The organism is Kitasatospora sp. NPDC087271, from assembly GCF_044744605.1.
Classification (GTDB): Bacteria; Actinomycetota; Actinomycetes; order Streptomycetales; family Streptomycetaceae; genus Kitasatospora.
In genome coordinates this window covers 210,582-235,438 of record NZ_JBIUYQ010000012.1, presented here as the reverse complement: position 1 = coordinate 235,438, position 24,857 = coordinate 210,582, and the positions used below count along the sequence as shown (strand labels likewise).

Here is a 24,857-nt window from a genome sequence, read left to right as displayed (position 1 = left end):
CGGCCTCGCGGCTCCCGTGGGCGGGGGCCGCGAGGCCGTCTGTGGAGTACCGCTGCCGGGATCAGTCCGACTCGGGCACGCTCGGCCCGCCTCAGCCCGCCTTGGCCCGCCTCAGCCCGCCGGGTTCGCGGGCCGGGCCTCGACCAGGCCGGACTCGTAGGCCGCGATCACCGCCTGGGCACGGTCGCGGACACTCAGCTTGGCGAAGATGCTGGTGATGTAGTTCTTGACCGTGGAGACGCTGATGCCCATCGCCGACGCGATCTCGGCGTTGTCCAGGCCGGTGGCCAGCAGGTGCCACACCTCGATCTCGCGGGGCGTCAGTTCACCCAGGCTGGACACCGGCAACGGCACCGGTGCCGGTGGCAGGCGGGGCGCGGTGACGTACGTGGAGATCAGCCGGGTGAGCAGGCGCGGCGCCACCGCCGCCTCCCCGGTGTGCACGGTGCGCACGGCCGCCGAGAGCTCCTCCGGGGAGACGTCCTTGGGCAGGAACCCGGAGGCGCCGGCGCGCAGGGCGGCGACCACGTACTCGTCCATGTCGAAGGTGCTCAGCGCCAGGACCCGGCAGTCCGGCAGTTCCCGCGTGAGCCGCTCGGTCGCCTGGACGCCGTCGAGAACCGGCATCCGGATGTCCATCACCACGACGTGGGGCCGGTGCCGGTGCGCGAGGTCGACCGCCTGCTGGCCGTCGTCCGCCTCGGCCACCACCTCGAACGCCGGGTCGGGTGCCAGGATCAGGGCCAGGCCCCGTCGTACCAGCGGCTGGTCGTCGGCGATCAGCACCCTGATCCGCTCCGGGGTTCCCGTCATCCGAGCCGTTCCTCTCCGTCGGCCGGCGCCACCGGCAGGCTGGCCATCACCCGGAAGCCACCACCGTCCACGGCGCCGGCCACCATGCTGCCGCCCTGCAGCGCGACACGTTCGCGCATGCCGATCAGACCGTACCCGGTGCGGCCCGCCCTCGGTCCGGCCGCACCGCCCGCTCCCGCCAGGGCGCCCACCAGGGTGTCGGCCGGCGCGGCGGTGCCGTTGTCGGACACCTCGACGGTGATCCGGTCCGGGTGGTACGTCAGCCGGACCCGCGCCTGGGCCCGGCCGGCGTGCTTGCGGGTGTTGGTGAGGGACTCCTGGACGATCCGGAACACCGCCAGGCCGGTGCTCGACGACAGCGGGCGCTCCTCCCCCAGGACGGCGAACTCGGTGGGAAGGCCGGCCCTGCGGGACTCCTCGACGAGCCGACCGAGGTGCCCGACACCGGGCTGCGGCTCGGACGGCGACTCCTCCGGCTCGTCGCCGGCCCGGAGCACGTCGAGCAGTTGGCGCATCTCGCGCAGCGCCATCCGCCCGGAGCCCTCCAGCGTGACCAGGGCGTCGCGCACCACCTCGATGTCACCCCCGAGGTTCGCTCTGGCACCGCCGGCCATCAGCTGCATGGTGGTGATGTGGTGGGCGACGATGTCGTGCAACTCCCGTGCGATGCGGCGCCGTTCCTGCGCGACCGCGCGGTCGGCCAGCAGCCTGCGCCTGACCTCCACCTCGTGCTGCCAGCGCTTCAGCGCCTCGGCCGCGACAATGACCAGCGCCGCGGCGAGCACGTTGGCCACCACTCCCGAGAGCGGAGGCGGCAGCGGATGCCCCCGGCCCAGCAGCGGTACGGCGGCCGCCGCGAGGGCGGCCGTCACCGCCACCACGAGGCCGCGCGAGCGGGCGACCGCGAACAGCGCGATGCAGAGCGTGCAGTTGAAGTGTTGCGGCACCGGCCCGCTCAGGTTCAGGGCCAGGCCGAGGGCCAGCACAGCCGTCAGCGACGCCAGCGGGTAGCGGCGCCTGGTGAGCAGCGGCATGGCCGCCAGTACGAGCAGGACCAGCGCCGTCAGGGCGATCGGCTGGCTTCCGTCCGGGCCGCCGATCGAGTAGCCGAGGAGGTCCAGGGCGGCAGCCCCGACGGCCACCAGCGCGTCACTGGCCGTCCAGGGCAGACCGTCGGCTCTCGGCGGCGGCTGCTGCGGCTGCGGCAGCAGCAGCGGCCGGTGGTGCGTCGACATGCTGGTGGTGGTCCTTTCCGTGGCCGGTCGGCCGGGTGCCGTCGTCCGTGAGCCGCGAGCCGTGAGCCGTTCCCGCGGAGCCCTGGGGGGGCCTGCGGTCCATTCTCCCTGTGGCCCCCGGCCCCGGGCCGGCACCCGGGACCGATCCCGGACCAGGCCCCTGGTCCTGGTCCGGGCCTGGTGGCGGGCTCAGGTCCTGACGGCGTTCTCCTCCCGCGCTCGGACGAGAACGCCCGGTACGCCGTGATGGTCTGGAGACGTGCCGGAAATCCCCGGCGACAGCACCACCGCCGGAGGACATCGTGATCCGCGCCCTGACCGGATTCTCCACCAGGAATCCGTGGAAGGTGATCGCCGTATGGGCGGTCCTGGGAATACTCCTGACCGTCCTGAGCCAGACATTGATCTACCGGGTGACCCAGACGCAGACGGCCGACTTCCTGCCGAAGAGCTACGACTCGGCCGCCGCCATGAAGATCGCCCAGGACCACTTCGGGACGAAGCCCGACGCCAACCCGGTGACCGTCCTGGTCGCGCGGGCCGACGGCGGGGCGCTGACCGCCGCGGACCGGCAGCAGATCGGCGACGGGGCGAAGCGGCTGAGCCGCGTCAAGGTCACCATGCCCACGCCCAAGGACGCCGCGCCCCTTCAGCGGGACTACTCGCAGGTCCCCCAGGTCGACCCGGCCATGACCGCGCCGGACGGGACCTTCGAGCTGCTCTCCGCCAACCTCACCGGAAACCCCGCCGATCCGGGCCTGGAGAACACCTACCGGGCGTTCCGGGACGGCACCCGGGCGGAGTTCGCCGCCCAGGGACTGCGGACCGGCTTCACCGGCGCCCTCGCCGACCAGGTCGACTCCGCCGACGACGGCAAGACCCTCGCGACCGTCGCGTCCGCCTGCGCCGTCGGCCTGATCATCCTGCTCCACATCCTCGTGTTCCGCAGCGCCCTGGCCGCGCTGCTGCCGCTGATCGCGGTGGCCCTCGTCAGCGGCGTGGCCGGCGGCGCGGTCGTGGGCACCGCGCTGCTCACCGGCGTAAAGCTCGACCCGTCCGTGCCGGGCCTGATCGGCGTGGTGCTGCTGGGCATCGGCATCGACTACTTCCTGTTCCTGATGTTCCGCTTCCGCGAGCAGCTGCGGGCCCACCCCGAGCGCCACCACCGCGCCACCGCCGCCGAGGTCGGCCACAAGGTCGGCACCGCGGTCACCTCGGCCGCGCTGACCATCGTCGCCGCCTTCGCCACCCTCGGGGTCGCCAGCTTCGGGCAGTTCCGGGTGCTCGGCCCGGCCGTCGCGGTCTCGGTCCTGGTCATGCTGCTGGCCAGCCTCACCCTGATGCCCGCCGTGCTCGCGGCCTGCGGACGCGCACTGTTCTGGCCCTCACGCGCCCTCAAGACCGTGCCCCGCGACGGCGCCACCGCCCGCTTCGCCGACCTGGTGGCCCGCCGGCCCGTGGTCATGGTCCTCGCCTCGCTCGCCCTCCTGGGCGCCCTGGCCGGCGGGCTCGCCGGGATCAGGATGGACTACGGTCTGGGCGGCGGACCGCGGACCGCCTCCCAGACCACCGCCGCCGAGATCTCCCGCGTCCTGCCCGCCGGCGTGGCGGACCCGACCAGTGTCTACGTCGAGGCCAAGGACGCCGGCCCGCTCTCCCCCGGCGCGCTCTCCCCCGGCGCGTTGGACGGCCTCGCCCAGGGCCTCACCCGGGTCACCGGCGTCGGCCAGGTCGCCAAGCCGGTCCTGAGCGAGGACCGGCAGGCCGCCAGAATCGACCTGTTCCTCACCGCGGACTCGCAGTCCCAGCAGGCCCGTGACCTGGTCTCCGGACCGATCCGCGCCGCCGTCGCGCAGAGCACACCGGCTGGCCTGAGCGCACACGTCGGCGGTACCCCCGCCGTCTTCGCCGACGTCTCCACCGCCGTCGACCGCGACCTGCGGCTGGTCTTCCCGGTCGCGGCGGCACTGATCGGGGTCATCCTCCTCCTGCTGCTGCGCAGCCTGCTCGCACCGGTCGTCCTGATGCTCTCCGTCGGCCTCGGCTTCGCGGCCACCCTCGGCGCGGCCGCCCTGCTGTTCCAGCACGCGATGGGCAAGCCGGGCGTCAACTTCACGCTGCCGCTGGTCCTGTTCCTGTTCGTGGTCGCGCTCGGCACCGACTACAACATCCTGATCAGTGACCGGATCCGGGAGGAGATGGAACACCCCGGGCCGCCCCGGGCCGCGGTCGCGCGCGCCCTCCGGCACACCGCCCCGGCCATCGCGACGGCGGGCCTGGTCCTGGCCGGCTCCTTCGCCAGCCTCGCCGTGACCCCGCAGCCCTCGACCCAGCAGATCGGCTTCGCGACCGCGCTCGGCATCCTGCTCTCCGCGTTCCTGCTGTCCGTCGTCCTGGTGCCCGCCCTGGCCGCGCTCCTCGGCCGCAGCGTGTGGTGGCCCCTGCGTCCAGGCCGTACGACCGCCCGCACCGCCCCCGGGCACCCCCGCGCAGAGGCGCCGCAGTCGCCGCAGTCGCCGCAGTCCCAGCCCTGGTCGCAGTCGCCCACGCCGCCGGATCACCACACCTACCCGTACCCCCAGCCGTACGCGCCGCAGGAGGAACAGGGCGCAGCCCCCTCCTGGTCCCGGAGCGGCCGTCACCCGTAGGAAGCGGCAGGCTCGGACACCGGGCGGCCGGGTGCAGCGGCCGGCGCCCCTGCACTTGGCCGCCCTGTCCGATTAGGTGATCGCCGGCCGGTGCCGTACGGTCGGTACTACCGACGCGGGGTGGAGCAGCTCGGTAGCTCGCTGGGCTCATAACCCAGAGGTCGCAGGTTCAAATCCTGTCCCCGCTACTTCCGACACCGGGGCCGGCGCACACTGTGCGCCGGCCCCGGTGCTGTTCTCCCTCGGTCGCCTTCGGCGCGAGCCCCCGGTCAGCTCACCGTCGTGGTGCTGAGCGCCTGTGCGGTGGCCGGGTAGCAGGCGGTGGGCACGTCGACGGTGAAGAACGAGACGGGCACGGTCGCCGTGAAGGTCAGCCCCGGGTCCGCGTAGCTCGTACCAGCCACCGAGGTGCTGATGACGCTGCCGGAGGCCCCGGCGGCCAGGTTCAGGGTCAGCGCGGGGAGCGTGAAGGTGCCGCCGCCGCCGACCGACCCGTTCACCGTGAGCACGACGTTGCCGTTGTTCACCGCGACGCTGGCGCTGCCCGAGTAGCCGGAGCCGCCGGTCAGCGACTCGCCGGTCAGCGTGGCGTTCGCGGGGACCGGCACGGTGAGCACGATGTTGCTGATCGACTGGATGCTGTAACCACCCACCGTGGTGGGCACGGTGAGCGCGTCGGGGGCCAGGGTGACGGTGAACTGGCTGCCGGCCGTGACGGTGGCGGGCGCGGCGGCGTTGACACCGGCGTTGAGGTTGAAGGTCTGTGCCGACCCGATCGGCGGGGTCGCCTGGCAGGCCAGGACGACCGGGGTGTCCGCGGCCGCGGCGGTCGGCGCGAACAGCCCGACCGCGGCCACGCCGCCGGCGAGCACGACCGAGGCACGTCGCAGAGCAGAGGTCATTCCCATGAGGGTTCTCCCGCGAAGCCTGAGGTGGGGGGTGAGGGTGGGGCGCGCGAGCGTCGGGGCGTGGGGTACCTGAGCCGCCCGCCCACCCGGCGGCCCGGCGCAGGCCGGGCGAATTCAGCATGGGCGCGTCAGGGACCTCCAACAATCCTGCTGCGCAAGGCAGTTGCGGCACTTTCCGGCCATTCTCCGGCCGCGCCGCGCTCGGCCCTCATGACTGGTCTGCGGCGGCCTCGCGTTCGCGACGCTGGCGGCGCCCGTCATCAGTGGACGGGGCGACCTCGGGCTTGACTGACTTTTCAGTCAATGAAAGTGTTGACGGCGAGCTCGCAGTCGGCGCTACCCCTGACCGGAGAATCCCCGTGCCCTACCCTGATCTGTCCCGCCGCACCATCCTGCGCTCCCTCGGCGGCGCGGGCGTCCTCGCCCTCGGCCTGACCGCCTGTTCGGACCTCGACGAACCCGTCGAGGACGCCACGCAGGCCCCGCAGCCGTCCGGGTCCTCGCAGCCGTCCGGGTCCTCGGCGGCTCCCGGTGCGCGCCGCTTCGGCGCCGAATGGGAGAAGCACGTCCGCACCGTGATGTCCTGGCCCGCCTCGGAGAGCGTCTGGGGCGACCAGCTCCCCGACGTCCGGAAGGACATCGCCGGCCTGGCCCGGGCCATCGCCGCCCGCGAACCGGTCGTCCTGATGGCCCGCCCCGAGCAGAAGGACGCCGCGCAGAGCGCGTGCGGCTCCGCGGTCGAGGTCGTCCCCATCGCCGTCGACGACCTGTGGGCCCGCGACACCCTGCCGGTGTTCGTCGAGGAGGGCGGCAAGGTCAAGGGCGTCGACTTCAACTTCAACGGCTGGGGCGACAAGCAGCAGCACGCCAACGACGGCAAGATCGCCCGCACCGTCCTGGCCAAGTACGGCGTCGAACGCATCGAGACGAAGCTGGTCGCCGAGGGCGGCTCCTTCGAGACCGACGGCCAGGGCACCCTGCTGGTCACCGAGAGCTCCGTCGTCAACGGCAACCGCAACCCCGGCATGTCCCGCGACCAGGTCGAGGCCGAGCTCAAGAAGGCCCTCGGCGTCACCACCGTGATCTGGCTGGCCGGCGTCAGGGGCAAGGACATCACCGACGCCCACGTCGACTGCCTCACCCGCTTCGCCGCCCCCGGAGTCGTCCTGCTCGACCAGGCCTTCCCCGGTTCACCCGCCGACGTCTGGTCCCGCTCCGCCGACCAGGCCCGCGGCGTCTTCAAGGACGCCGTCGACGCCCGCGGCAGGAAGCTCGACGTCATCGAGCTCCAGCAGCCCGACCCCGACAGGATCACCGGCCGCGGCGACGCCTTCGTCTCCTCCTACACGAACTTCTACGTCGGCTCCAAGGGCGTCTACCTCCCGAAGTTCGGCGACGACCGCGCCGACGTCCGCGCCCAGCAGATCCTCAAGCAGCACTTCCCCGACCGCGAGATCGTCCCCGTCAAGATCGACAACATCGCCGCCGGAGGTGGCGGCATCCACTGCGCCACCCACGACATCCCGGCCGTCGGGTGAACGCCCGGTTCGTCTGACACCCGCCGGGGCGTGCGGTCTCCTCGAACGCTCCACAGAAATCGAACCGCTGATGACTTCAGGCAGCACGGGCCCCTGCCGAGAGTTCAGCAGGGGCCCACGGTGCAGAGAGCTGTGGACGGCCGGGGCCTGCCCTCGGCGAGTGGCAGGCCGTCGGCATCAGCTATCGTCTGCCGCCGGTCCGACGGCCCGGCCTCACCTCAGGTGTCGGGTGAAGAACTGGGCCGCGGCGTCCCCGGCGAACTGCGGGACGCCGGTGTGCCCGCCCATGTTGGCGTGCAGGGACTTCTCCTTCGAGCCGAAGGCGTCGAACAGGTCCAGGGCCGCCTGCCGGTCGTTCCCCTCGTCGTCCCACTGCAGCAGGACATGCAGCGGAATGGTGACCTGCCGGGCCTCCTCGAACATGGAGCGAGGCACGAAACTGCCGGCGAACAGAACGGCGGCCGAGATGCGCGGCTCGACCACCGCCAGCCGGATCCCGATGGAGATCACTCCCCCCGAGTACGCGACCGGGCCGCCGATCTCGGGCAGCGCGAGGAGGGCGTCCAGGGCGGCCCGCCATTCCGGGACCGCCTTGTCGACCAGCGGGAGGATGAGGGCGTCGACGATCTCGTCGCCGACCGGCTCGCCGGCCTCCAGCGCCCGGCGCAGGTCGGCGCGGGCCTGCTCCACGGCGGGCCAACGAGGCCGGTCGCCGCTTCCGGGGAGCTCGATGGTCGCCGTGGCGAAGCCGTCCGCCGCGGCGTGCCGGGCCCGGGCCACCAGTCGCGGGTACATCCTGCGCAGTCCGAGGGGAGGGTGGCCGAGCAGGATCAGCGGCGCCGGTGCGGATGCGGCTCCGGGCGTCCACAGGATGCCGGGGATCTCGCCGAGGGTGAACTCGCGCTCGAGGACACCGTCGTCGAGGCGCTGTTCAGAAGTGAAGTGCATGGTCGTGCCTTTCGGGAGGGCTCGGATACGGCGCTCCCGGACGACCTATCGCCCGACCGTGACCCCGGAGGAGAGCACCCATGTGAATACTGCGTTCACGGGTACCACCTCCTCGTTCTCTCGCACGGCCTCCGGAAACATAGCAGCGGTCACCTCGTCCGCCAAACGGGTTTTTACGGAGTCTCCGCGACGGCGGGGTGCACGGGCGCCGGCGGCGGCCTGCCCCGGACCTCGGGCAGGTGGAGGATCGGTCAGCAGCGGCACCGCACGACGGCCGGCAGCGCCTCCAACTCCACCTCGATCGCCTCCCGGAGCAAGCGTCGCGCGTGCTCCAGCGGCATCGAACCGGTCAGCCAGCGGGCGCTGAGGCCCTCGATCAGGACGGTGAGGCGTTCGGCGGAGGCCGTGTGGGCCGGCGCCGTGGCCTCGGGGCGGGCGCGGCCGAGCAGGTCCGCGACGTCGTGCACCCAGGCGTGGGTGGCCCGTGCCAGTTCCTCCCGGAGATCGGGCTCGAAGACCGCGCTGGCCCTCAACTCCCCCCAGGCCGTGCTGTTCTCCCGCACGTCCGGGGTGTCCTGGAGTTCCAGGAGCAGGACCTGTTCGAGATCACGCCGGGGATCGTCCGAGTACCCCGCCGAGTCCCCCTCCGCGGTGTAGCGGTCCGCCCGGTCGCTGATGAACTCCAGGGTCTTGCGGAGCAGCCCGGCCCGGTCGGTGAAGTGGTAGTACAGCAGCGAGGTGGACACCCCCGCCTCGGCGGCCAGTTCGCCCACGCGCAGCCCGCGCACACCACGCCGCGCGATGACGCGGGTGGCGGCGACGAGTATCTCTGTTCGACGATCCGACACGAGCGATCATCCTACCCGGCCGGGGCCTCGCGCGGAGGAATTCCTGATCAAAGTTTTAGGGCCCAACTCCCGTACGGCCAGGCGGATGGCCCCAGCCCGTGGCTCGCGGCGGACTCACGGCAAGCTCGCGGCGGGCTCACGGCAGGCCGGTGCGGCAAGGAAACCCGCGATACCGTATGTATCGGGTATTGACTGAATTTTTAGTTGCAGCCAAGATGTGCGTCACCCCACACCTCCCGCCCTCAAGGGAGTCCTCTTGGACACGCCCGTTCCCACCCGCCGCGGCCTGCTCGGATTCGGCGCTACGCGGACGGGGTCGCCTACGCGATCCTCCAGGCCAAGTACCCCGACCGCACCGTGGTCCAGCCCGACATCGACGACATCGCGAGCGGCGGCGACATCCACTGCTCCACCCAGTCGCAGCCCGCCGTACCGCCCGCCGGCTGAGCGCGGCCGAGCCCCCGCCGACCACCTCGGTCGGCCACTCTCGACCCCATCCTGACTGAAAATTAAAACAAGAGAGAAGGATCCGTCATGACGTTCCAGATGCCGGCCGAGTGGACCCCCCACGACGGGTGCCTGATGGCCTGGCCGACCAGGTCGGACCTCTGGGGGGAGACCTTCGAGGAGGCCAAGCGGGAGTACTCCCAGGTCGCCCGGGCGATCGCCGAGTTCGAGCCGGTCACGATGGTCGCGCTGCCAGGCCGGGGCGCCGAGGCGCAGGAGCTGTGCGGGCAGGGCGTCGAGGTCGTGGAACTCCCCATCGACGACTCGTGGTTCCGCGACTCCGGGCCGATCTTCGTCCTCGGCGAGGACGGCCGGCGGGCCGGTGTGGACTTCCGCTTCAACGCCTGGGGCGGCAAGCACCACCCGTACGACACCGACGACCTGATCGCCGGGCGGCTGCTGGAGCGCCTGGGCGTCGAGCGCGTCGACTCCCGGATGATCCTCGAAGGCGGGGCGATCACGGTCGACGGCGAGGGCACGCTGATCACCACCGAGCAGTGCCTGCTCAACCCGAACCGCAACCCGGGGATGAGCAAGGAGGAGATCGAGGCCGAACTGATCGCGAAGCTCGGCGTCAGCACGATCATCTGGCTGCCGTACGGCGGTCTGCTGGACACCGAGACCGACGGCCACGTGGACGGCGTCTGCGCGTTCGTCGCCCCCGGCAAGGTGATCGTCCAGCTCCCCGCCGACCCCGACCACCCCGACCACGAGCGCATGCGCGCCAACCACGCCGTCCTGGCCGCCGCCACCGACGCCCGGGGCCGCAAGCTGGAGATCCTCGAAGTCCCGCAGAGCGCCTTCGTCGAGGTCAACGGCACCGACGTCGAGGTCGGCTACCTCAACTTCTACATCGCCAACGGCGGCGTCGTCGTCCCGGTCGCCGACGTCCCGGAGGACGAGGGGGCCCTCGCCGCCATTGCGGCCGCCCTGCCCGGGCGCAAGGTCGTCGGGGTCCGCTCCCGGGTGATCGCCTACGGCGGCGGCGGTGTCCACTGCATCACCCAGCAGGTGCCCACCGCCTGAGCCGCCCGCCCGCCCAGCCACCCGCCCCTCGCCCCACCCCTCGCCGCGCCCGTCGCCGCGGCCCGGGCAGCGAACCCGTGCTGCCGGGGCCACCCCCTCCCCCCGCCCGCCGGACCCCCGTTGAGCCTGGAAGAAAGAACCCTCGATGCCACGAAGCCAGCGCCCGGAGCACAGATCCCCGCACCGCCGCCACGCCCTGCCGGCCGCCGCCCTGGCAGCCTTCGCCCTGGTCGCCGCCTGCGCCGGGCCGCCGAAGACCGGTGACGGAGGCAGCGGCGACCAGGCGTACAAGCTGTCCGCCGACACCCCGGCCGCCAAGGGCCGGCTCGACTCGTTCAGCTGGGCCGTGTACGCCGAGCCGCCGACCCTCGACTACATCTCGGCGTTCGACTACCCGCAGAACACCATCCTGTCCAACGTGTGCGAGAGCCTGATGCGGTGGACCCCGCAGCTGACCCTGGCCCCCGGGCTCGCAGCGAGGACGACCAGCCCCGACCCCACCACCTGGGTCTACGACCTGCGGCCCGACGTGCACTTCCACGACGGCGGCGTGATGACCGCCGACGACGTGGTGTACAGCCTCGGCCGGCAGATGAACCCCGACAACGCGGCGGCCTGGGCCCAGCAGTTCCAGAACGTCAGCACCGTCACCAAGAGCGGCCCGCTCCAGGTCACCGTCAAACTCAAGCAGCCCGACTCGCAGTTCAACCAGTACATGGCCACGGCCGCGGGCGTCGTCGCGTCCAAGGTCGGCATCGAGGCGGCCGGCAAGGACTACGGCACCTCCGGCAGCCTGGACTGCACCGGCCCCTACCAGCTCGGCTCCTGGAACAAGGGCCAGTCCATCCAGCTGCGGCGCTTCGACGGCTACTGGGGCACCAAGGCCAAGTCCGCGAAGGTCGACTTCCGCTTCCTGACCGACCCCTCGGCGCGCGTCAACGCCATGATCAGCGGTGAGGCGGACGGCGGCTACCTGATCCCGACCGAGAGCTACGACCGCCTGAGCAGGAGCGGCGTGGGCACCCTCTACTTCGGCGAGGGCCTCAGCACGGTCAACGTCAACGTCACCGACATGAAGGGCGTGCTCGGCGACGTCCGTGTCCGCAAGGCGCTGTCACTGGCCCTCGACCGCTCCGGCTTCGTGCGCACCGGGCTCGCCGGCGCCGGCAGCGCCACCGGCTCCCTCACCTCCCGCGCGGCCTGGGCCGCGGCGCCGCCGGACGTCAGGAAGGAGGCGTTCGAGGGGCTCACCCCGACCGCCCCGGACATCGACCGGGCCAAGGCCCTGGTCAAGGAGGCCGGCGCCACCGGAAAGACCGTCACGGTCGCGACCAGCTCCATCGGCCAGGACGTCTCGCTGCTGGCCACCGCCGTCCAGTCGGCCGGCGCCAGGATCGGTCTCGACGTCCAGCTCAAGACGATCGCGCCCAACGCGTTCACCGCGCTGTTCACGGACGCGAAGGCGCGCGAGGGCATCGACCTGTTCCCGGAGACGTACTACGACTCCATCACCGATCCGCTGGACCTGCTGGCCAACTTCAAGACCGGCGCCTACCAGAACTTCGCCGGCTACAGCGACCGGGCCTACGACGACCTGGTCGACAAGGCGACCGCCGCCGCCGACCCGGCGGAGCGCTTCACCCTCGAAGCGCAGCTCCAGAAGACCGCGTCCGACCAGCTGCTGTGGATCCCGGTCGCCGAGTGGCCCACCGCCGTGTTCCTCAACAAGAGGATCACCGGCGCCCCGACCACCATCTCCTACATGTACTACCCGTGGGCGGCCGACGTGGGATCGGCCCAGTGACGTCTCCCGGATCCACCGTGCGGCGGCCGGTCCTCCCGGCCGCCGCCCCGCCCCCGGACGTGAGGGCCTCCACGTGAGCTTCCTGCGCTTCACCGCACGACGGCTGGCCGAGATGGCGGCCACCCTGCTCGGCGCCTCCTTCGTGATCTTCGGCGCGATGTACCTGGCGCCCGGCAACCCGGCCAGCTTCCTGCTCTCGGGCCGCTCCGCCTCACCCGAGGCACTCAAGGCGATCAACGACCAGTACCACCTGGACGAACCGTTCCTGCTGCAGTACCTGCGCTGGCTCGGCCAGATCGTCCACGGCGACTTCGGCCGCTCCATCACCTACCGCACCGACGTGTCGCGGCTGCTGGCCGACCGGCTGCCCGCCACCCTCCTGCTCGTCACCATGGCCCTGCTCCTGGTCGTCGCCGTCGGACTGCTCCTCGGCTGGATCGGGGCCGTCCGCGGCGGCGCCGTGGACTCGACCGTCCTGGTCGCCACCACCGTGGCCGTCGGCACCCCGTCCTTCGTCGCGGCCGTCCTGCTGCAGGGCCTGTTCGCGGTGAAGCTGGGCTGGTTCCCGACCGGCGGCACCGGCGACGGACCCGGCCAGATGCTGTGGCACCTGGCCCTGCCCGCCGTCGCGCTGGCGCTCTACCTGATCGGCATGCTCGCCCGGGTCACCCGCGCCGCGATGCAGGAGGTCCTCGGCCAGGAGCACGTCACCGTGGCCCGCAGCCGGGGCGTCGCCGAGCACGAGGTGATCCGCCGGCACGTGTTCCGCAACGCCCTGGGCACCGTCCTGACCACGGGAGGCCTGATCGTCTCCACCCTGCTGGTGTGCACCGTCCTGGTCGAGTCCGCGTTCAGCGTCGGCGGCATCGGCCAGCTCCTCGAACTGTCCACCACCACCAAGGACTTCCCCACCGTGCAGGCGATCTCCCTGCTCATGGTGGGGCTGTTCATGGCGGTGAACCTCGTCGTCGACCTGCTGCACCCGCTGGTCGACCCCAGGGTCACCCTCGCGCCGAAGAGGTCCGCCGCATGAGCACCACCGTCCTGCGCCGCCCCGGCCTCGCCCGCCTGCGCACCGCCCGGGCACCCCTGTACCACCTCTGCCTCGGCCTCGTCGCCGTGGTCGTCCTGGTCGCCGCGCTCGCCTCCTGGCTCGCCCCGTACGACCCGAACGCCGTCGACCTGGGCAACGCCCTCGCCGGCCCCTCCGGCGACCACCTGCTCGGCGTCGACGCCGCCGGCCGGGACACCCTGTCCCGGCTGATGCTCGGCGCCCGCACCTCGCTGCTCGGCCCGCTCGGAGTGGTCGCCTTCTCCACCCTGGCCGGCGTCGCCATCGGCGTCACCGCGGCCTGGCGGGGCGGCTGGCTCGACTCCGTCCTGTCCCGCTCCACCGAGCTGGTCTTCGCCTTCCCCGGCATGCTGCTGGCGATCCTGATCGTCGCGGTCTACGGCGAGGGCCTGATCGCCCCGGTGATCGCCCTCGCCATCGCCTACCTGCCCTACGTCAGCCGCCTCAGCCGCTCACTCGTCCTCGCCGAACGCTCCCGCCCCTACGTCGAGGCCTACCGCGTCCAGGGCCATTCCGGGCTCCAGATCTGCCTGCGCCACATCATCCCCGGCATCGCCCCCGTCGTCCTCGCCCAGTCCACCATCAACTTCGGCTACGCCCTGATCGACCTCGCCGGCCTCTCCTTCCTCGGACTCGGCGTCCCGGCGCTCACCCCCGACTGGGGCCGCATGGTCTTCGACGGCCAGACCGCCATCCAGCACGGCTACCCGCTGTCGGCGATCCTGCCCTGCGTCGCCATCGTGCTGACCGTCGTCGCCTTCAACGTCGTCGGCGAACGCTGGGCCGACCAGGTCGCCAGGAGGGACCGTTGAACGTCCTCGACATCCAGGGCCTGCGGCTGCGCCTGCCCGGCACGGCCCGGCCCGTCCTCGACGGCGTCGACCTCACCGTCGACGCCCGCGAGACCGTCGCCCTCGTCGGCGAATCCGGCTCCGGCAAGAGCCTCACCTCCCGCAGCGTCCTCGGGCTGCTGCCGCGCGGCGCCACCACCGAGGGCGTCGTGCGCGTCAACGGCGACGACGTCCTCACCATGAGCCCGGAGCAACTGCGCCGCCTGCGCACCGACACCGCGGCCATGGTCTTCCAGGACCCGCGCGCCTCCGTCAACCCGCTCCGGCGCATCGGCGACTTCCTCACCGAGACCAGCCGCCGGGGCCCCGGCGGGGCCGACGCCGCCGCCGGACGGGCCGCGGAGATGCTGGCCGCCGTCGGGCTCCCGGAGACCACGCTCGGCAGGTACCCGGGGCAGCTGTCCGGCGGCATGCTGCAACGCGTCATGATCGCGGGGGCGCTGATGGGCGACCCCGCCCTGATCCTCGCCGACGAGGCCACCACCGCGCTGGACGTCACCACCCAGGCCGAGGTCGTCGCCCTCCTCGGCGACCTGCGCGAACGCTTCGGCACCGCACTGGTCTTCGTCACCCACGACCTCGGACTCGCCGCCGCCATCAGCGACCGCGTCTACGTCATGTACGCGGGACGGATCGCCGAAACCGGGCCCGCCGAGGCCCTGTTCGAGCGGCCGCGCCACCCCTACACGGCCGCGCTGCTCGCCTCCACCCCCCGCCTGGACACTCCCCGGGGCCGGCTGGCCGCCATCGGCGGCAGGCCACCGAGCCTGCGCGAGGACCTGACGGGTTGCCCCTTCGCCGCCCGCTGCCCGCTCGCGACCGAGGTGTGCACCGAGCGGGCGCCGGCGCTGCTGCCGCTCGCCGACGAGCCGGCCCGGCGGGCAGCCTGCCACCACGGCGACCGCGTCGTGGAGGTGACCGCCGATGCCTAGGAGCACTGCCGGTAGCCCCGCCACGACCAGCCCCGCCAAGACCAGCCCCGTCAAGACGAGCCGCGCCAAGACAAGCCGCGTCACGACGAGCCCCGGAGGAGAGCCGACGATGCCGAAGACCGTCCTGGAGGCCGTCGGCCTGCACCGCGCCTACGGGAGCGTCCAGGCGGTCGACAACGTCTCCTTCACCCTGGCCGAAGGCGGATCGCTGGGCATCGTCGGCGAGTCGGGGTCGGGCAAGACCACCACCGCCCGGATCGTCGTCGGGCTCGAACGGGCGGACTCCGGGCGCGTCCTGGTGCACGGCCGGGACCGCACCGAGCACCGGCGCGGCCGGGCCCACCGGCTGGCCCGCGCCCGCGAGGTCCAGATGGTCTTCCAGGACCCGTACCTGTCCCTCGACGCCCGCACCAGCGTCGGCGCCGCGCTGCGCGAAACGCTCAGGCTGCACTTCCCCGACGCGGACCACCCCCGCCGGATCGCCGAACTCCTCGACCAGGTCGGCCTCGGCGAGCGCGAGGCCGAGGCCCTGCCCCGCCAGCTCTCCGGCGGCCAGCGCCAGCGCGTCGCCATCGCCCGCGCGCTGGCCGTCGAGCCCGCCGTCCTCGTCCTCGACGAGGCGGTGGCCGCCCTCGACGTCTCGGTGCAGGCGCAGATCCTCAACCTGCTCGCCGACATCCGCGAACAGACCGGCATCGGCTACCTGTTCATCACCCACGACCTGGGCGTCGTCCGGTGCGTCACGGACGAGGTGGTCGTGATGCGGCACGGCCGGATCGTCGAGTCCGGCCCCACCGCCGAGGTCCTCGCCCGGCCCCGGCACGCCTACACCCGGCTGCTGCTCGACTCCGTGCCCAGGCCGGGCTGGGACCCGCGGTCCATCGCGGCCGCCCGCCGGGCCCTGTAGCCGGGCCCCCCGGACTGCCGGGCCCTCCCGGACTGCCGGGGTCCCGCGGGGTCGGCGGACTCCACGGGGCCCCGGTGTCGTCCGGCCGACGGGCGGACGACGCCGGGGCCTATGCCGTCCCGGCGTCGGCCGGGGCCTGTGCCGTCCCGGACGGTGCTCCGGCGAGCGCGCGCACCAGCGTCCCCAGCACCGTCGCCGCGTCCACGTTCGAGTCGAGGGACTGGATGGCCGCGAGGCCGTCCACCGCCGCCGCGACCGCCTCGCCCAGGGGTCGCGGGTCGATGCCGCCGCCCCGCTCGTCGGCGAGCACCTGGAAGAGCCGGACGAAGCACGACCGCCAGCGCAGGTACTCCTGCTCCAGACTCCCCCGGACGCGTTCGTCGTTGAGGGCGTGCCAGTGCAGGGCCGCGTGCAGGTGCGACAGGTCCGGGCTCTCGCCCCGGGTCAGCAGGCCGATCACGCGCTCGGCCCGCTCGGCGAAGTCGCCGGGGCCGTCCACCGCTACCTCCAGCGGGGAGATCCACTCCGGCCGGATGTCCTCGATCACCGCCACGATCAGATCGGTGCGGTCGCGGAAGTGGTAGTGGCACATCCCGTGCGAAACGCCGCACAGCGCGGCGACGTTGCGCGTGGTGAAGCGCCCGGCGCTCTCGCCGGCCAGCAGGGTCCGGGCGGCGGAGACGAGCCGCGACCGGGTCTGCTCCCCCTTGGCCGACGAGCGCGTGCGCCCCTGCGAAACCACGGGGGCCGCCTGAACCTGTTCCTTCTCGCCTGTCGCCATGGCGCAACTCTAGGGCGTGTCCGGCCACGCCCCCGTTCCAGGAATCCTCGTCCGATCCTGCGCAGATAATTGACCGAGCGCTCGGTTAGTTCTACCTTTCGAGTCAATCCCGTTGCCGAGACGGGCAGTTGACCGGAGGACCCGATGAACGATCACGTCCCGAGCAGGCCCGGCCTGGACAGACCCGGCCTGGGCAGACGACAGTTCCTCACCGCGGCCGGCCTCACCGCCGCCGGCCTGGCCGTGACGTCGGCGGCAGGCTCAGCCGCCACGGCGGCCGGCCTCCGCAGCTCCCGCAACGAGGACACCGCACTGGCAGGTGCGTTCGCCGTCCCGATCGACGGCGCGCGGCACACCCGGACCTGGATGGCCTGGCCCGACAGCACCGCGATCTGGCGCAGCCAGCTCGGCGGCGTCCAGTCGAACATCGCGCTGATCGCCAGGACCATCGCCAAGTACGAGCCGGTCATCATGTGCGCCAACCCCGCGAGCGCCGCCAAGGCCCGCTCCCTGTGCGGCTCGTCGGTCACCGTGATCACCACCATCCCCGTCGACGACTGCTGGATGCGCGACACCGGCCCGGTCTTCCGCACCGACGGGCCGGGAGCCCTCGACGCCGTCGGCCTCAACTTCAACGGCTGGGGAAACCGGCAGACCCACGCCAACGACGCGCTGGTCGCCCGGCGCATCGCCGCCTACGTCGGGGTGCCGTTCACCGCCGCCGGCCTGATCGCCGAAGGCGGCGCCATCGAACAGGACGGCGCCGGCACCCTGATGGCCACCCGCAGCAGCATCGTCAACGACAACCGCAACCCCGGGATGAGCCAGGCGCAGATCGAGACCGCGATGTGCCAGGCCTACGGCGCGTCCAAGGTCATCTGGTTCACCGGCATCAGGAACCAGGACATCACCGACGACCACGTCGACGCCACCTCGCGCTTCCTCGCCCCCGGCGCCGGGCTGGTCCAGATGCCGCTGGCGACCGACACCGACGCGTGGGCCAGCGACGCGCGCGAGCAGTACCAGATCCTGTCCGCCGCCACGACGGCCGCAGGCGGTCCGACCGCGGTGACCAGACTCCAGGGCCCGGACTACGACAAGATCCGCTCCACCAACCAGAACTTCGTCGCCTCCTACGCCAACTACTACGCGTGCAACGGCGCCGTGATCTCCGCCCAGTTCGGAGACAGCACGGCCGACGCCGCCGCCCGGGCGACCCTGGCCCGGCTCTTCCCCGGACGCACCGTCGAGCAGCTCGACATCGACTACCTCGGCGCCGGCGGCGGCGGCATCCACTGCGTCACCCAGCAACAGCCCGCCGTCTGACACCCGGCGGAGCGGCGCGCACACCGGCGCGGCCCACCGGCCACGCGCAGGCGTGCGCGCCGGCCACCCCGCAACTGCCCCGGGCGTCCGGCCGGCACGCCCGAACACCTCGTCCACCGCGACATCGTCAGCGCCCTGCCCACCCTGGACGCCAGGATCACCCCCGCCCCGACCGGCCCCGGCTTCCCCGGCATGCGCGGACGGAGTTTTGAACGATCAGTGCAGGACCCGGCCGGCGGGGGTGCGCCGGAAGAGGTTGTTCACCCTCCACGAACGGGACCGGGCCGGCCGGTCGGGAGGCCCGGGGGAATCTCCCCCGGGCTCCCGCGGGGTGACGTCAGGCCGCTCCTCCGCGGCGTCCCCGGCCCGGTCCGGTCGTCCGGCCGGTGACCTGCCGGTTCGCCGTCAGAGCAGCCGCGCTCCCGGCTTGACCTCCCGGTCCGGGGCGATCAGGACCACGTCGCCGCCGCCCTCGCCCGGCACTCCGAGGACGAGGACCTCGGACATGAAGTCCGCGACCTGCCGGGGCGGGAGGTTCACCACGGCCATCACCAGGCGGCCTTCGAGGTCATCGAGCGCGTACAGGTCGGTGATCTGGGCGCTGGACTTCCGAACGCCCAGCTCGCCGAAGTCGATCCACAGCTTGTACGCGGGCCGGCGGGCGCGCGGGAACGCCTCGGCGCGGACGATCCGGCCCGCACGGATGTCGACGTCCAGGAAGTCGGTGATCGTGATCCCGTCCGCCGCCATCAGACCATCACCGAGGGAAGCAACCCGACCGACATCGGCAGGGCGGAGTGGCAGGCGAGGGAGTCGTGCGTGTGGGAGATGTGACCCTCCAGGGCGGGCTTCCGCGTGAAGAAGATCAGCATATCCCTGGTGGAGGTCTGCTGCGGGTCGGCGGCGACCACCGGGGAGAGGCTGTGCTTCCGCTCGTGGTCGACGACCAGCATGGTGTCGAGGAAGTGGCGGTGCTGGTACTGGCCCACGACGAGCTCCGGCTCGACCTCGTCCCAGCGGACCGCGTTGATCTGCCGCATGTCGTGGAGGAAGGTGATCGCGCTGTCGGCGGTCATGTTCTCACTGCCGAGCAGGGTGGTCATGGTGTGGTCCACGCCGTCGCTGTGCACCCCTTCGAGGGCGGGCTCGCCGACGAGTTCGGGCGTGGTGACGGTCCGCAGGTTGAACAGGGTGCACACCCAGCCGGGGTAGTCGTAGTCCAGCTTCGGGCGGTGCGCGATCTCCACGTCCTGGACCATGAACGCCTTGAACAGGAGCAGCCCCTGGAAGGCCCGGTTCAGCTGGAGGTCGTCACCGACCTCCGCGAACTCACGCTTCTGTCCGGAGTCATGGCGTACGAAGTCCTCGTCCGCCGAGAGCGCGAACGGCTGGAATTCGCCCCGGTCGATCGTCCCGTTCTTCACGTCGAAGTGGAAGCGGCCGTTCTTCGACTGGCGGAAGGGGAGGGTGGGGTCGTCCGGCAGGTCGTCGCTCACCCGCTGGAGCTGGGCCAGGTCGGCATCGGTGGCACCGAGCCCCTTCAGTAAGCCGGCCATGCGCTCTCCAGGGACGAAAGCCGAACGCTGCTCGACATACTCCTTCTTGATCCGGGTCAACTCGGATATGACCTGGTCGAGGTCGTTGGTGTTCATAGAATGAATACTCCGTTCCGGTTCAGGGGACGACTCCCCGAAGGCTCTCGTGTCATCGGTGACGTCCACCCTGGGGCGGAACCGATCGCCTCCGACGAGAAAAACCTACGAGCAGCTGATCAATGATCAGTCAACGATGGATCTACGTGCGCTTCATGGCTGATTCAAGGTCTTGACGGCTCCACGAACCCGCAGATCACAGTCAAGTGACGGCCAGTCATACACATGAACTCCTGACGGTCAAAGCCGACCACAAAGATCCGGTCAGGACCGCTTTCACACAACCGGGTTCACGTAGTCCGGGGAAGCACGGACCGCATCGCCACCGAATACGTGTCGTGAATTTCGGCCGTCGGCCGTCGGCGTCTCAGAGGCGCACCAGCGCCTCGCGGGTCAGGTCGGCCAGGGCCGGGTAGCCGTCGACCGCCATGAGCAGGTCGGCCTCCGCCAGCAGTGAGCGCAGCACGTGCACGATGCCGTCCTCGCCGCCGAGCGCCAGCCCGTACGCGTACGGGCGGCCGACGCCGACCGCGGTGGCGCCGAGGGCGAGCGCCTTGACCACGTCGGCGCCGCTGCGCACCCCGGAGTCGAAGAGCACCGGCAGAGCGCCCGCCGCCTCGACCACGGCGGGCAGCGCGTCCAGGGCGGGCAGGCCTCCGTTGGCCTGGCGGCCACCGTGGTTGGAGCAGTAGAGGCCGTCGACGCCGCCGTCCCGGGCCCGGCGGACGTCCTCGGGGTGACAGACGCCCTTGAGGATGATCGGCAGGTCGGTGAGCGAGCGCAGCCACGGCAGGTCGTCCCAGGTCAGCGGGTTGCCGAAGATACCGGCCCACTCCAGGATCGCCGCGCCCGGATCCTCCTCGGGGGCCTTGGCCAGGCGGGCCCGGAAGACCGGGTCGGTGAAGTAGTTCGCCAGGCAGTGGCCGCGCAGCTGGGGGAAGTTGGAGGTGGCGAGGTCGCGCGGGCGCCAGCCGGTGATCCAGGTGTCCAGGGTGACCACGATGCCCCGGAAGCCGGCCGCCTCCGCGCGGTGCACCAGGCTGGCGGCGAGGTCGCGGTCGGTCGGGGTGTAGAGCTGGAAGAAGCCGGGCGTGCCGCCGAACTCGGCCGCGACCTGCTCCAGCGGGTCGACGGTGAGGGTGGAGGCCACCATCGGCACGCCGGTGCGGGCGGCGGCCCTGGCGGCGGCGAGGTCTCCGTGGCCGTCCTGGGCGCAGAGGCCGATCACGCCGACCGGCGCCAGGAACAGCGGCGAGGGCAGGGTGTGGCCGAAAAGTTCGACGGTCAGGTCGCGACGGGCGGCGCCGACCATCATCCGGGGGTAGAGGCCCCACCGCTCGAAGGCCCGGACGTTGGCGCGCTGGGTGTGCTCGTCCCCCGCGCCGCCGGCCACGTACGACCAGATCGACGGGGGGAGGGCGGCCTGCGCCCCGGCCTCCAGCCCGGCGTACGTCATCGGCAGGGCGGGCTGCACCCCGCGCAGGCCCTCGAAGTAGATCTCGTTCTGGTAGTCACCGAACTGCTGGGCCATGGTTCCCAACCTCCTGTTGGTGCGGTGCGGTGCGGTGTGCGTGTCCGTGTCCGTGTCCGTGTGCGGGAGTGACGGGAGAGACGGGAGTGACGGTTGCGTTGATCTGATGTCTACCGGCCCCTGCGAGCGTTCGGACGTCTTGCCATAGGTACGTAGGGAGCGTCATCCGTGTTTCGAACGATTGTTGTCCGTACGGCTGTTGCCGGTGCGGCCGTGCTGGTGCCGGTGGTGGGCGCTGTTGCCGTGGGCGCGGGGGCCCCCGTGCGACAGGGCTCGCCGACCGAGCCGTCGGCGCAGGCCTGCGGCGGGTCGGCCGACGTGCACTGCCTCTCGGGGCGCATCGCGTGGAACGGCACCGGTCTCGTCATCCGCTACCGGGGGTGAGGGGTCCGGTCGGCGGTCGCCAGGGCGGCCAGCATCGACGTCACGTCGGCGGCCTCCGGGGCGCTGAGGCGGCTGAGCAGTAGGCGCGCCTTCGCTTCCTGATGCCGGGCGGCGTGGTGGTCGCTGCGGGCGGTCATCGCATGGGCCAACACCAGGTGGGCGAGAGCGCGTTCGCGCTGTCGCCCACCTGCTTCTGCGAGGTCCAGTGCCCGCTCCGCCTGCTGAACGGCCTCGTCGAGCCGTCCGAGCAGGCGCAGGACGTCGGCCAGGCGGCTTCGGGCGGCCGACTCCCGGTTGAGATCGCCGGTGACGCCCGCGCAGCAGATGCAGGACCGCAGCTGCGCCGCGGCGTCGTCGAGTCGGCCCAGTTCCTGGTAGGCGAGGCCGAGGACGTAGTGCACGTACGCGGTCATCGCGACGTCGGCGGTCCCCCCGGGTTCGGCGAGGATCCGCCGACAGGTCTGAACCGCCGTGGCCACGTGGCCGGTGCGGATGCGGGACAGGGCCGCGTTCGCGGTGCTCGCCACCTCGCCGGACCGGTGGCCGAGCTGCCGGGCGAGCGCCACCGCCTCGTCGAAGGCGGCGATCGCCTCCTCGTGCCGGCCCTCGGCCTGGGCGATGAGGCCCAGGTCGTTGAGGGCTTGCCGGAGAACGGCCGGGTCCTCCGCCTCCCGGCAGGCTTCGGCCGCCTGCCGGGCCTGTGCGCCGGCCTCGCCGAGCCGGGCCCGGGCCAGCAGGACCGTGCCGAGGAGGAACCGCGACCGGCCCTCCGCGCAACGGTCGCCGGCCGCGACGGCGGCGGCGATCAGCGTGCGGGTGGCGTCTTCCGCTCGGCCGCCGACGGCGCCGAGGCCGAGCGGGCTGAGGGCGATCAGCAGGTTGACGGCCGCCCGCAGGTCGGTCATCGCCGAGGGCCTGCCGTCGGCGAGGGCGCGCAGGGTGTCCGTCGCGACGGCGGCCGCGAGCGCCACGGCGCCGGGTGTCTCGGTCCGGGCCCACCGGCGGGCGTCCGCCAGATCCGCGAAGACCGGGGATACCGGGGATACCGGGGATACCGAGGGGCGCAAGGAAGCCGGGGCGGCCGACTGCTGGAGCGGCTCGCCGAAGACGTCGGCGACCGGGTCGCCGGGTACGGCGAGGGTGAAGGCCGTACGGGCGCAGCCGAGCAGATGGGTCAGCAGCCGCTGCTGGGCGCCGGCCCGTTCGTGGTCGCCGGTCCGCAGCGACGCCCGGCGGGCGAAGGCGCGCACCAGGTCGTGGTAGCGGTAGCGCCCGGCGCCCGTCGACTCCAGCAGCGCCTGGTCCACCAGCGACTCCGCGAGCCGCTCCGCCTGGTACTCCGCCAGGCCCAGGACTGCGGCTGCCGACGCCAGACCGAGGTCGGGCTCCGCCCAGGAGAGCATCCGGAACGCCGTGGCCAGGGGTGGTGGGAGCAGCCGGTAGCTGAGCTCGAAGACCTGCTCGATCGCCAGGTCGCCCGTGCGCAGGGCGTCGATGCCCTCGCGGTCGTCGGCCAGGCTCCGGACGAGTTCGGCGATCGGCTGGTCCGGGGTGGCGGCGAGCCGGGCCGCGGCGATCCGTACGGCCAGGGGGAGCCGGCCGCAGGCATCGACCAGCATCCTGGCCTGGGGGCCCTGTCCGGACCGGCGTGCCGCGCCGATGACCGAGTCGAGCAGGCCGATCGCCTCGGGCTCGCTGAACACGTCCAGCGCGACGTGCAGGACCGACGGCACGCTGGTGAGCACCGTGCGACTGGTGACGATGACGGCGCAGTCCGACGAGCCGGGCAGCAACGGCTGGATCTGGGCCCCGTCGCGTGCGTTGTCCAGGAGGATGAGCAGCCGTCGTCCCGCGCTGGCGGTCCGGAACAGCGCCGACCTGCTTTCGAGGTCCTTGGGCACAACTGCCGCCCGGACGCCCAGCGTTGTCAGGAAGTCCGCCAGGATGTCGGACGCGTTCGCGGGCACCAGGTCGGCGCCGCGCAGATCCGCGTACAGCCGGCCGTCGGGGAAGTCCGGGCGCACGGTGTGGGCGGCTCGCACCGCGAGGGTCGTCTTCCCCACCCCGGCCATCCCGGTCACGGTCACCAGTCGCAGTGCGGGGCTGGTCCGTCCGGCCGGTGCTTGCCCGGTCAGCGCTTGTCCGATTCCGGCGATGTGCTCCTGCCGTCCGATGAACTGTGCCAGCACCGGAGGGAGTTGGTCCAGGGCTTCACTGTCGGCCGCATCGCCCGCGCTGCGGTCGACGTCTCGTTCGGCGCCGCGGTCGACGTCTCGTTCGACGTCTCGTTCGGCGCCTCGGTCAGCCGACGCGGGCGATAACGGTACGTCTGGGCGTAAGTCCGGACCGGGTGCAGCGGCCCTCGATCGCATGGCGGCATCCACACCCAGATCGTGACACAACTCCGTGAGCGCGGGCGCCGGTTCGATCCCCAGCTGCTCCACCAGCCGTAGTCGAAGCGCGTCGTAGACCGCACACGCCTCGGACGCGCGCCCTTGCCGGTGCAGCGCGCGGATGAGCAGTTCCTGGAGGCGCTCGTGGAGCGGGTGGTCACCGGCCAGCTGCTCCAGCTCCGACAGGTAGCCGGAGGGAGCGTCGAGGGCCACGTCGAGGGCGAGGCGCTCCTCCAGGAGGGTGAGGCGCAGCCGCGAAAGCCGTTCCCGCTCGCGGCACATGAGCGGCCCCGGCAGGCCGGCGAGCGGCTCCCCGCGCCACTGGGCCAGGGCTTCTCCCAGTGCGTTCCGGGCGTCCTGCGGGCGCTCGGCGGCGCACGTCCCGGCCAGTTCCTGCAAGCGCTTGACCCGCCACAGGTCCACGCGGTCCGGCTCGACGGCCAGACGGTAGCCGCCCGTTCGGGAGACCAGCACCCTGGGCGCCGTGCGCACGGGCTCCAGCAGGTTCCGCAGCTGCCACACGTAGGTGCGCAAGCTGGTGTCGGGCGCACCGGGCAGCCGGTCTCCCCACAGGCCGTCGATCAGCTCGTCGACCGTCACGACCGCGTTCGGGCGCAGCAGCAGGGCGGCCAGTACCGACCGCTGCTGCGGGCCGCCGAGGTACAGGTCCGTGCCGGCGCGCCGGACCCGCAGCTCGCCGAGTAACGCGAAGCTCAGCGAATCCTGATCATGATCTGGACGCACGTGTTCCCC

General features: G+C 72.4%; 20 protein-coding genes and 1 tRNA gene. 11 read left to right on the top strand and 10 right to left on the bottom strand.

What is annotated here, in order from left to right:
• Positions 1 to 111 precede the first annotated feature (111 nt).
• Positions 112 to 813, bottom strand: a complete 702-nt coding sequence (locus ACIO9K_RS21835) for a response regulator transcription factor (RefSeq protein ID WP_363624295.1) — start codon at positions 811 to 813, stop codon at positions 112 to 114.
• Positions 810 to 2,048, bottom strand: coding sequence for a sensor histidine kinase (locus ACIO9K_RS21830; protein ID WP_400332151.1), 1,239 nt, complete (start codon positions 2,046 to 2,048; stop codon positions 810 to 812). Before ACIO9K_RS21830 ends, ACIO9K_RS21835 begins: the two co-directional genes overlap by 4 nt.
• Before the next feature lie 302 nt (positions 2,049 to 2,350).
• On the opposite strand from ACIO9K_RS21830, the gene ACIO9K_RS21825 reads away from it, so the two are divergent.
• The gene (locus ACIO9K_RS21825) at positions 2,351 to 4,696 is read left to right on the top strand and encodes an MMPL family transporter (RefSeq protein ID WP_400332148.1); all 2,346 of its coding nucleotides are present in this window, start codon (positions 2,351 to 2,353) and stop codon (positions 4,694 to 4,696) included.
• A 114-nt stretch (positions 4,697 to 4,810) separates the two neighbouring features.
• Positions 4,811 to 4,884 (top strand) — tRNA-Met (locus ACIO9K_RS21820).
• Between the two features lie 81 nt (positions 4,885 to 4,965).
• Here the strand turns inward: ACIO9K_RS21820 and ACIO9K_RS21815 are convergent.
• Positions 4,966 to 5,598: a cyclase gene (locus ACIO9K_RS21815; protein WP_400332145.1), complete on the bottom strand. Its 633-nt coding sequence runs from the start codon at positions 5,596 to 5,598 to the stop codon at positions 4,966 to 4,968.
• Between the two features lie 365 nt (positions 5,599 to 5,963).
• On the opposite strand from ACIO9K_RS21815, the gene ACIO9K_RS21810 reads away from it, so the two are divergent.
• Positions 5,964 to 7,142, top strand: coding sequence for an agmatine/peptidylarginine deiminase (locus tag ACIO9K_RS21810; protein WP_400332142.1), 1,179 nt, complete (start codon positions 5,964 to 5,966; stop codon positions 7,140 to 7,142).
• A gap of 213 nt (positions 7,143 to 7,355) precedes the next feature.
• Here the strand turns inward: ACIO9K_RS21810 and ACIO9K_RS21805 are convergent, their stop codons facing one another.
• Together ACIO9K_RS21805 and ACIO9K_RS21800 are read right to left on the bottom strand one after the other, a co-directional pair.
• On the bottom strand, positions 7,356 to 8,090 hold the full coding sequence (locus ACIO9K_RS21805; RefSeq protein WP_363624284.1) for an alpha/beta hydrolase: 735 nt from the start codon (positions 8,088 to 8,090) through the stop codon (positions 7,356 to 7,358).
• A gap of 251 nt (positions 8,091 to 8,341) precedes the next feature.
• Positions 8,342 to 8,938: a TetR/AcrR family transcriptional regulator gene (locus tag ACIO9K_RS21800; RefSeq protein WP_400332139.1), complete on the bottom strand. Its 597-nt coding sequence runs from the start codon at positions 8,936 to 8,938 to the stop codon at positions 8,342 to 8,344.
• Between the two features lie 204 nt (positions 8,939 to 9,142).
• Between ACIO9K_RS21800 and ACIO9K_RS21795 the strand changes: the two genes are divergently transcribed.
• The 7 genes from ACIO9K_RS21795 to ACIO9K_RS21765 all read left to right on the top strand — a co-directional run bounded on the left by ACIO9K_RS21795 (position 9,143) and on the right by ACIO9K_RS21765 (position 16,037).
• Positions 9,143 to 9,385 carry an agmatine deiminase family protein gene (locus tag ACIO9K_RS21795; protein WP_363624280.1) on the top strand — a complete coding sequence of 81 codons (243 nt, stop codon included), beginning with the start codon at positions 9,143 to 9,145 and terminating at the stop codon, positions 9,383 to 9,385.
• Positions 9,386 to 9,472: 87 nt separating this feature from the next.
• Positions 9,473 to 10,471: an agmatine deiminase family protein gene (locus ACIO9K_RS21790; RefSeq protein ID WP_363624278.1), complete on the top strand. Its 999-nt coding sequence runs from the start codon at positions 9,473 to 9,475 to the stop codon at positions 10,469 to 10,471.
• A 145-nt stretch (positions 10,472 to 10,616) separates the two neighbouring features.
• Entirely contained in the window at positions 10,617 to 12,275 is a 1,659-nt protein-coding gene (locus tag ACIO9K_RS21785) for an ABC transporter substrate-binding protein (protein ID WP_400332134.1), read from the top strand.
• A 73-nt stretch (positions 12,276 to 12,348) separates the two neighbouring features.
• Positions 12,349 to 13,308 (top strand): ABC transporter permease, encoded by a 960-nt coding sequence (locus ACIO9K_RS21780; RefSeq protein WP_363624274.1) that lies wholly within the window; start codon positions 12,349 to 12,351, stop codon positions 13,306 to 13,308.
• Positions 13,305 to 14,159, top strand: a complete 855-nt coding sequence (locus ACIO9K_RS21775; RefSeq protein WP_363624272.1) for an ABC transporter permease — start codon at positions 13,305 to 13,307, stop codon at positions 14,157 to 14,159. The genes ACIO9K_RS21780 and ACIO9K_RS21775 overlap by 4 nt, the downstream gene beginning before the upstream one ends.
• Positions 14,156 to 15,130 carry an ABC transporter ATP-binding protein gene (locus tag ACIO9K_RS21770; protein WP_400332130.1) on the top strand — a complete coding sequence of 325 codons (975 nt, stop codon included), beginning with the start codon at positions 14,156 to 14,158 and terminating at the stop codon, positions 15,128 to 15,130. Before ACIO9K_RS21775 ends, ACIO9K_RS21770 begins: the two co-directional genes overlap by 4 nt.
• A 109-nt stretch (positions 15,131 to 15,239) precedes the next feature.
• Positions 15,240 to 16,037 carry an ABC transporter ATP-binding protein gene (locus ACIO9K_RS21765; protein WP_363624270.1) on the top strand — a complete coding sequence of 266 codons (798 nt, stop codon included), beginning with the start codon at positions 15,240 to 15,242 and terminating at the stop codon, positions 16,035 to 16,037.
• A 109-nt stretch (positions 16,038 to 16,146) separates the two neighbouring features.
• Here the strand turns inward: ACIO9K_RS21765 and ACIO9K_RS21760 are convergent, their stop codons facing one another.
• A complete protein-coding gene (locus tag ACIO9K_RS21760) occupies positions 16,147 to 16,818 on the bottom strand; it encodes a TetR/AcrR family transcriptional regulator (RefSeq protein ID WP_400332127.1) in 672 nt (223 codons plus the stop codon).
• A gap of 144 nt (positions 16,819 to 16,962) precedes the next feature.
• Between ACIO9K_RS21760 and ACIO9K_RS21755 the strand changes: the two genes are divergently transcribed.
• A complete protein-coding gene (locus tag ACIO9K_RS21755; RefSeq protein WP_400332124.1) occupies positions 16,963 to 18,144 on the top strand; it encodes an agmatine/peptidylarginine deiminase in 1,182 nt (393 codons plus the stop codon).
• Positions 18,145 to 18,549: 405 nt separating this feature from the next.
• Here the strand turns inward: ACIO9K_RS21755 and ACIO9K_RS21750 are convergent, their stop codons facing one another.
• The 4 genes from ACIO9K_RS21750 to ACIO9K_RS21735 all read right to left on the bottom strand — a co-directional run bounded on the left by ACIO9K_RS21750 (position 18,550) and on the right by ACIO9K_RS21735 (position 24,848).
• Positions 18,550 to 18,894, bottom strand: coding sequence for a tRNA-binding protein (locus tag ACIO9K_RS21750; protein WP_363624264.1), 345 nt, complete (start codon positions 18,892 to 18,894; stop codon positions 18,550 to 18,552).
• Positions 18,894 to 19,796: a 2OG-Fe dioxygenase family protein gene (locus ACIO9K_RS21745; protein ID WP_363585508.1), complete on the bottom strand. Its 903-nt coding sequence runs from the start codon at positions 19,794 to 19,796 to the stop codon at positions 18,894 to 18,896. The genes ACIO9K_RS21750 and ACIO9K_RS21745 overlap by 1 nt, the downstream gene beginning before the upstream one ends.
• A gap of 367 nt (positions 19,797 to 20,163) precedes the next feature.
• Positions 20,164 to 21,327 (bottom strand): alpha-hydroxy-acid oxidizing protein, encoded by a 1,164-nt coding sequence (locus tag ACIO9K_RS21740; protein ID WP_363624262.1) that lies wholly within the window; start codon positions 21,325 to 21,327, stop codon positions 20,164 to 20,166.
• A 371-nt stretch (positions 21,328 to 21,698) separates the two neighbouring features.
• Positions 21,699 to 24,848 carry an AfsR/SARP family transcriptional regulator gene (locus tag ACIO9K_RS21735; RefSeq protein ID WP_400332119.1) on the bottom strand — a complete coding sequence of 1,050 codons (3,150 nt, stop codon included), beginning with the start codon at positions 24,846 to 24,848 and terminating at the stop codon, positions 21,699 to 21,701.
• Positions 24,849 to 24,857 lie beyond the last annotated feature (9 nt).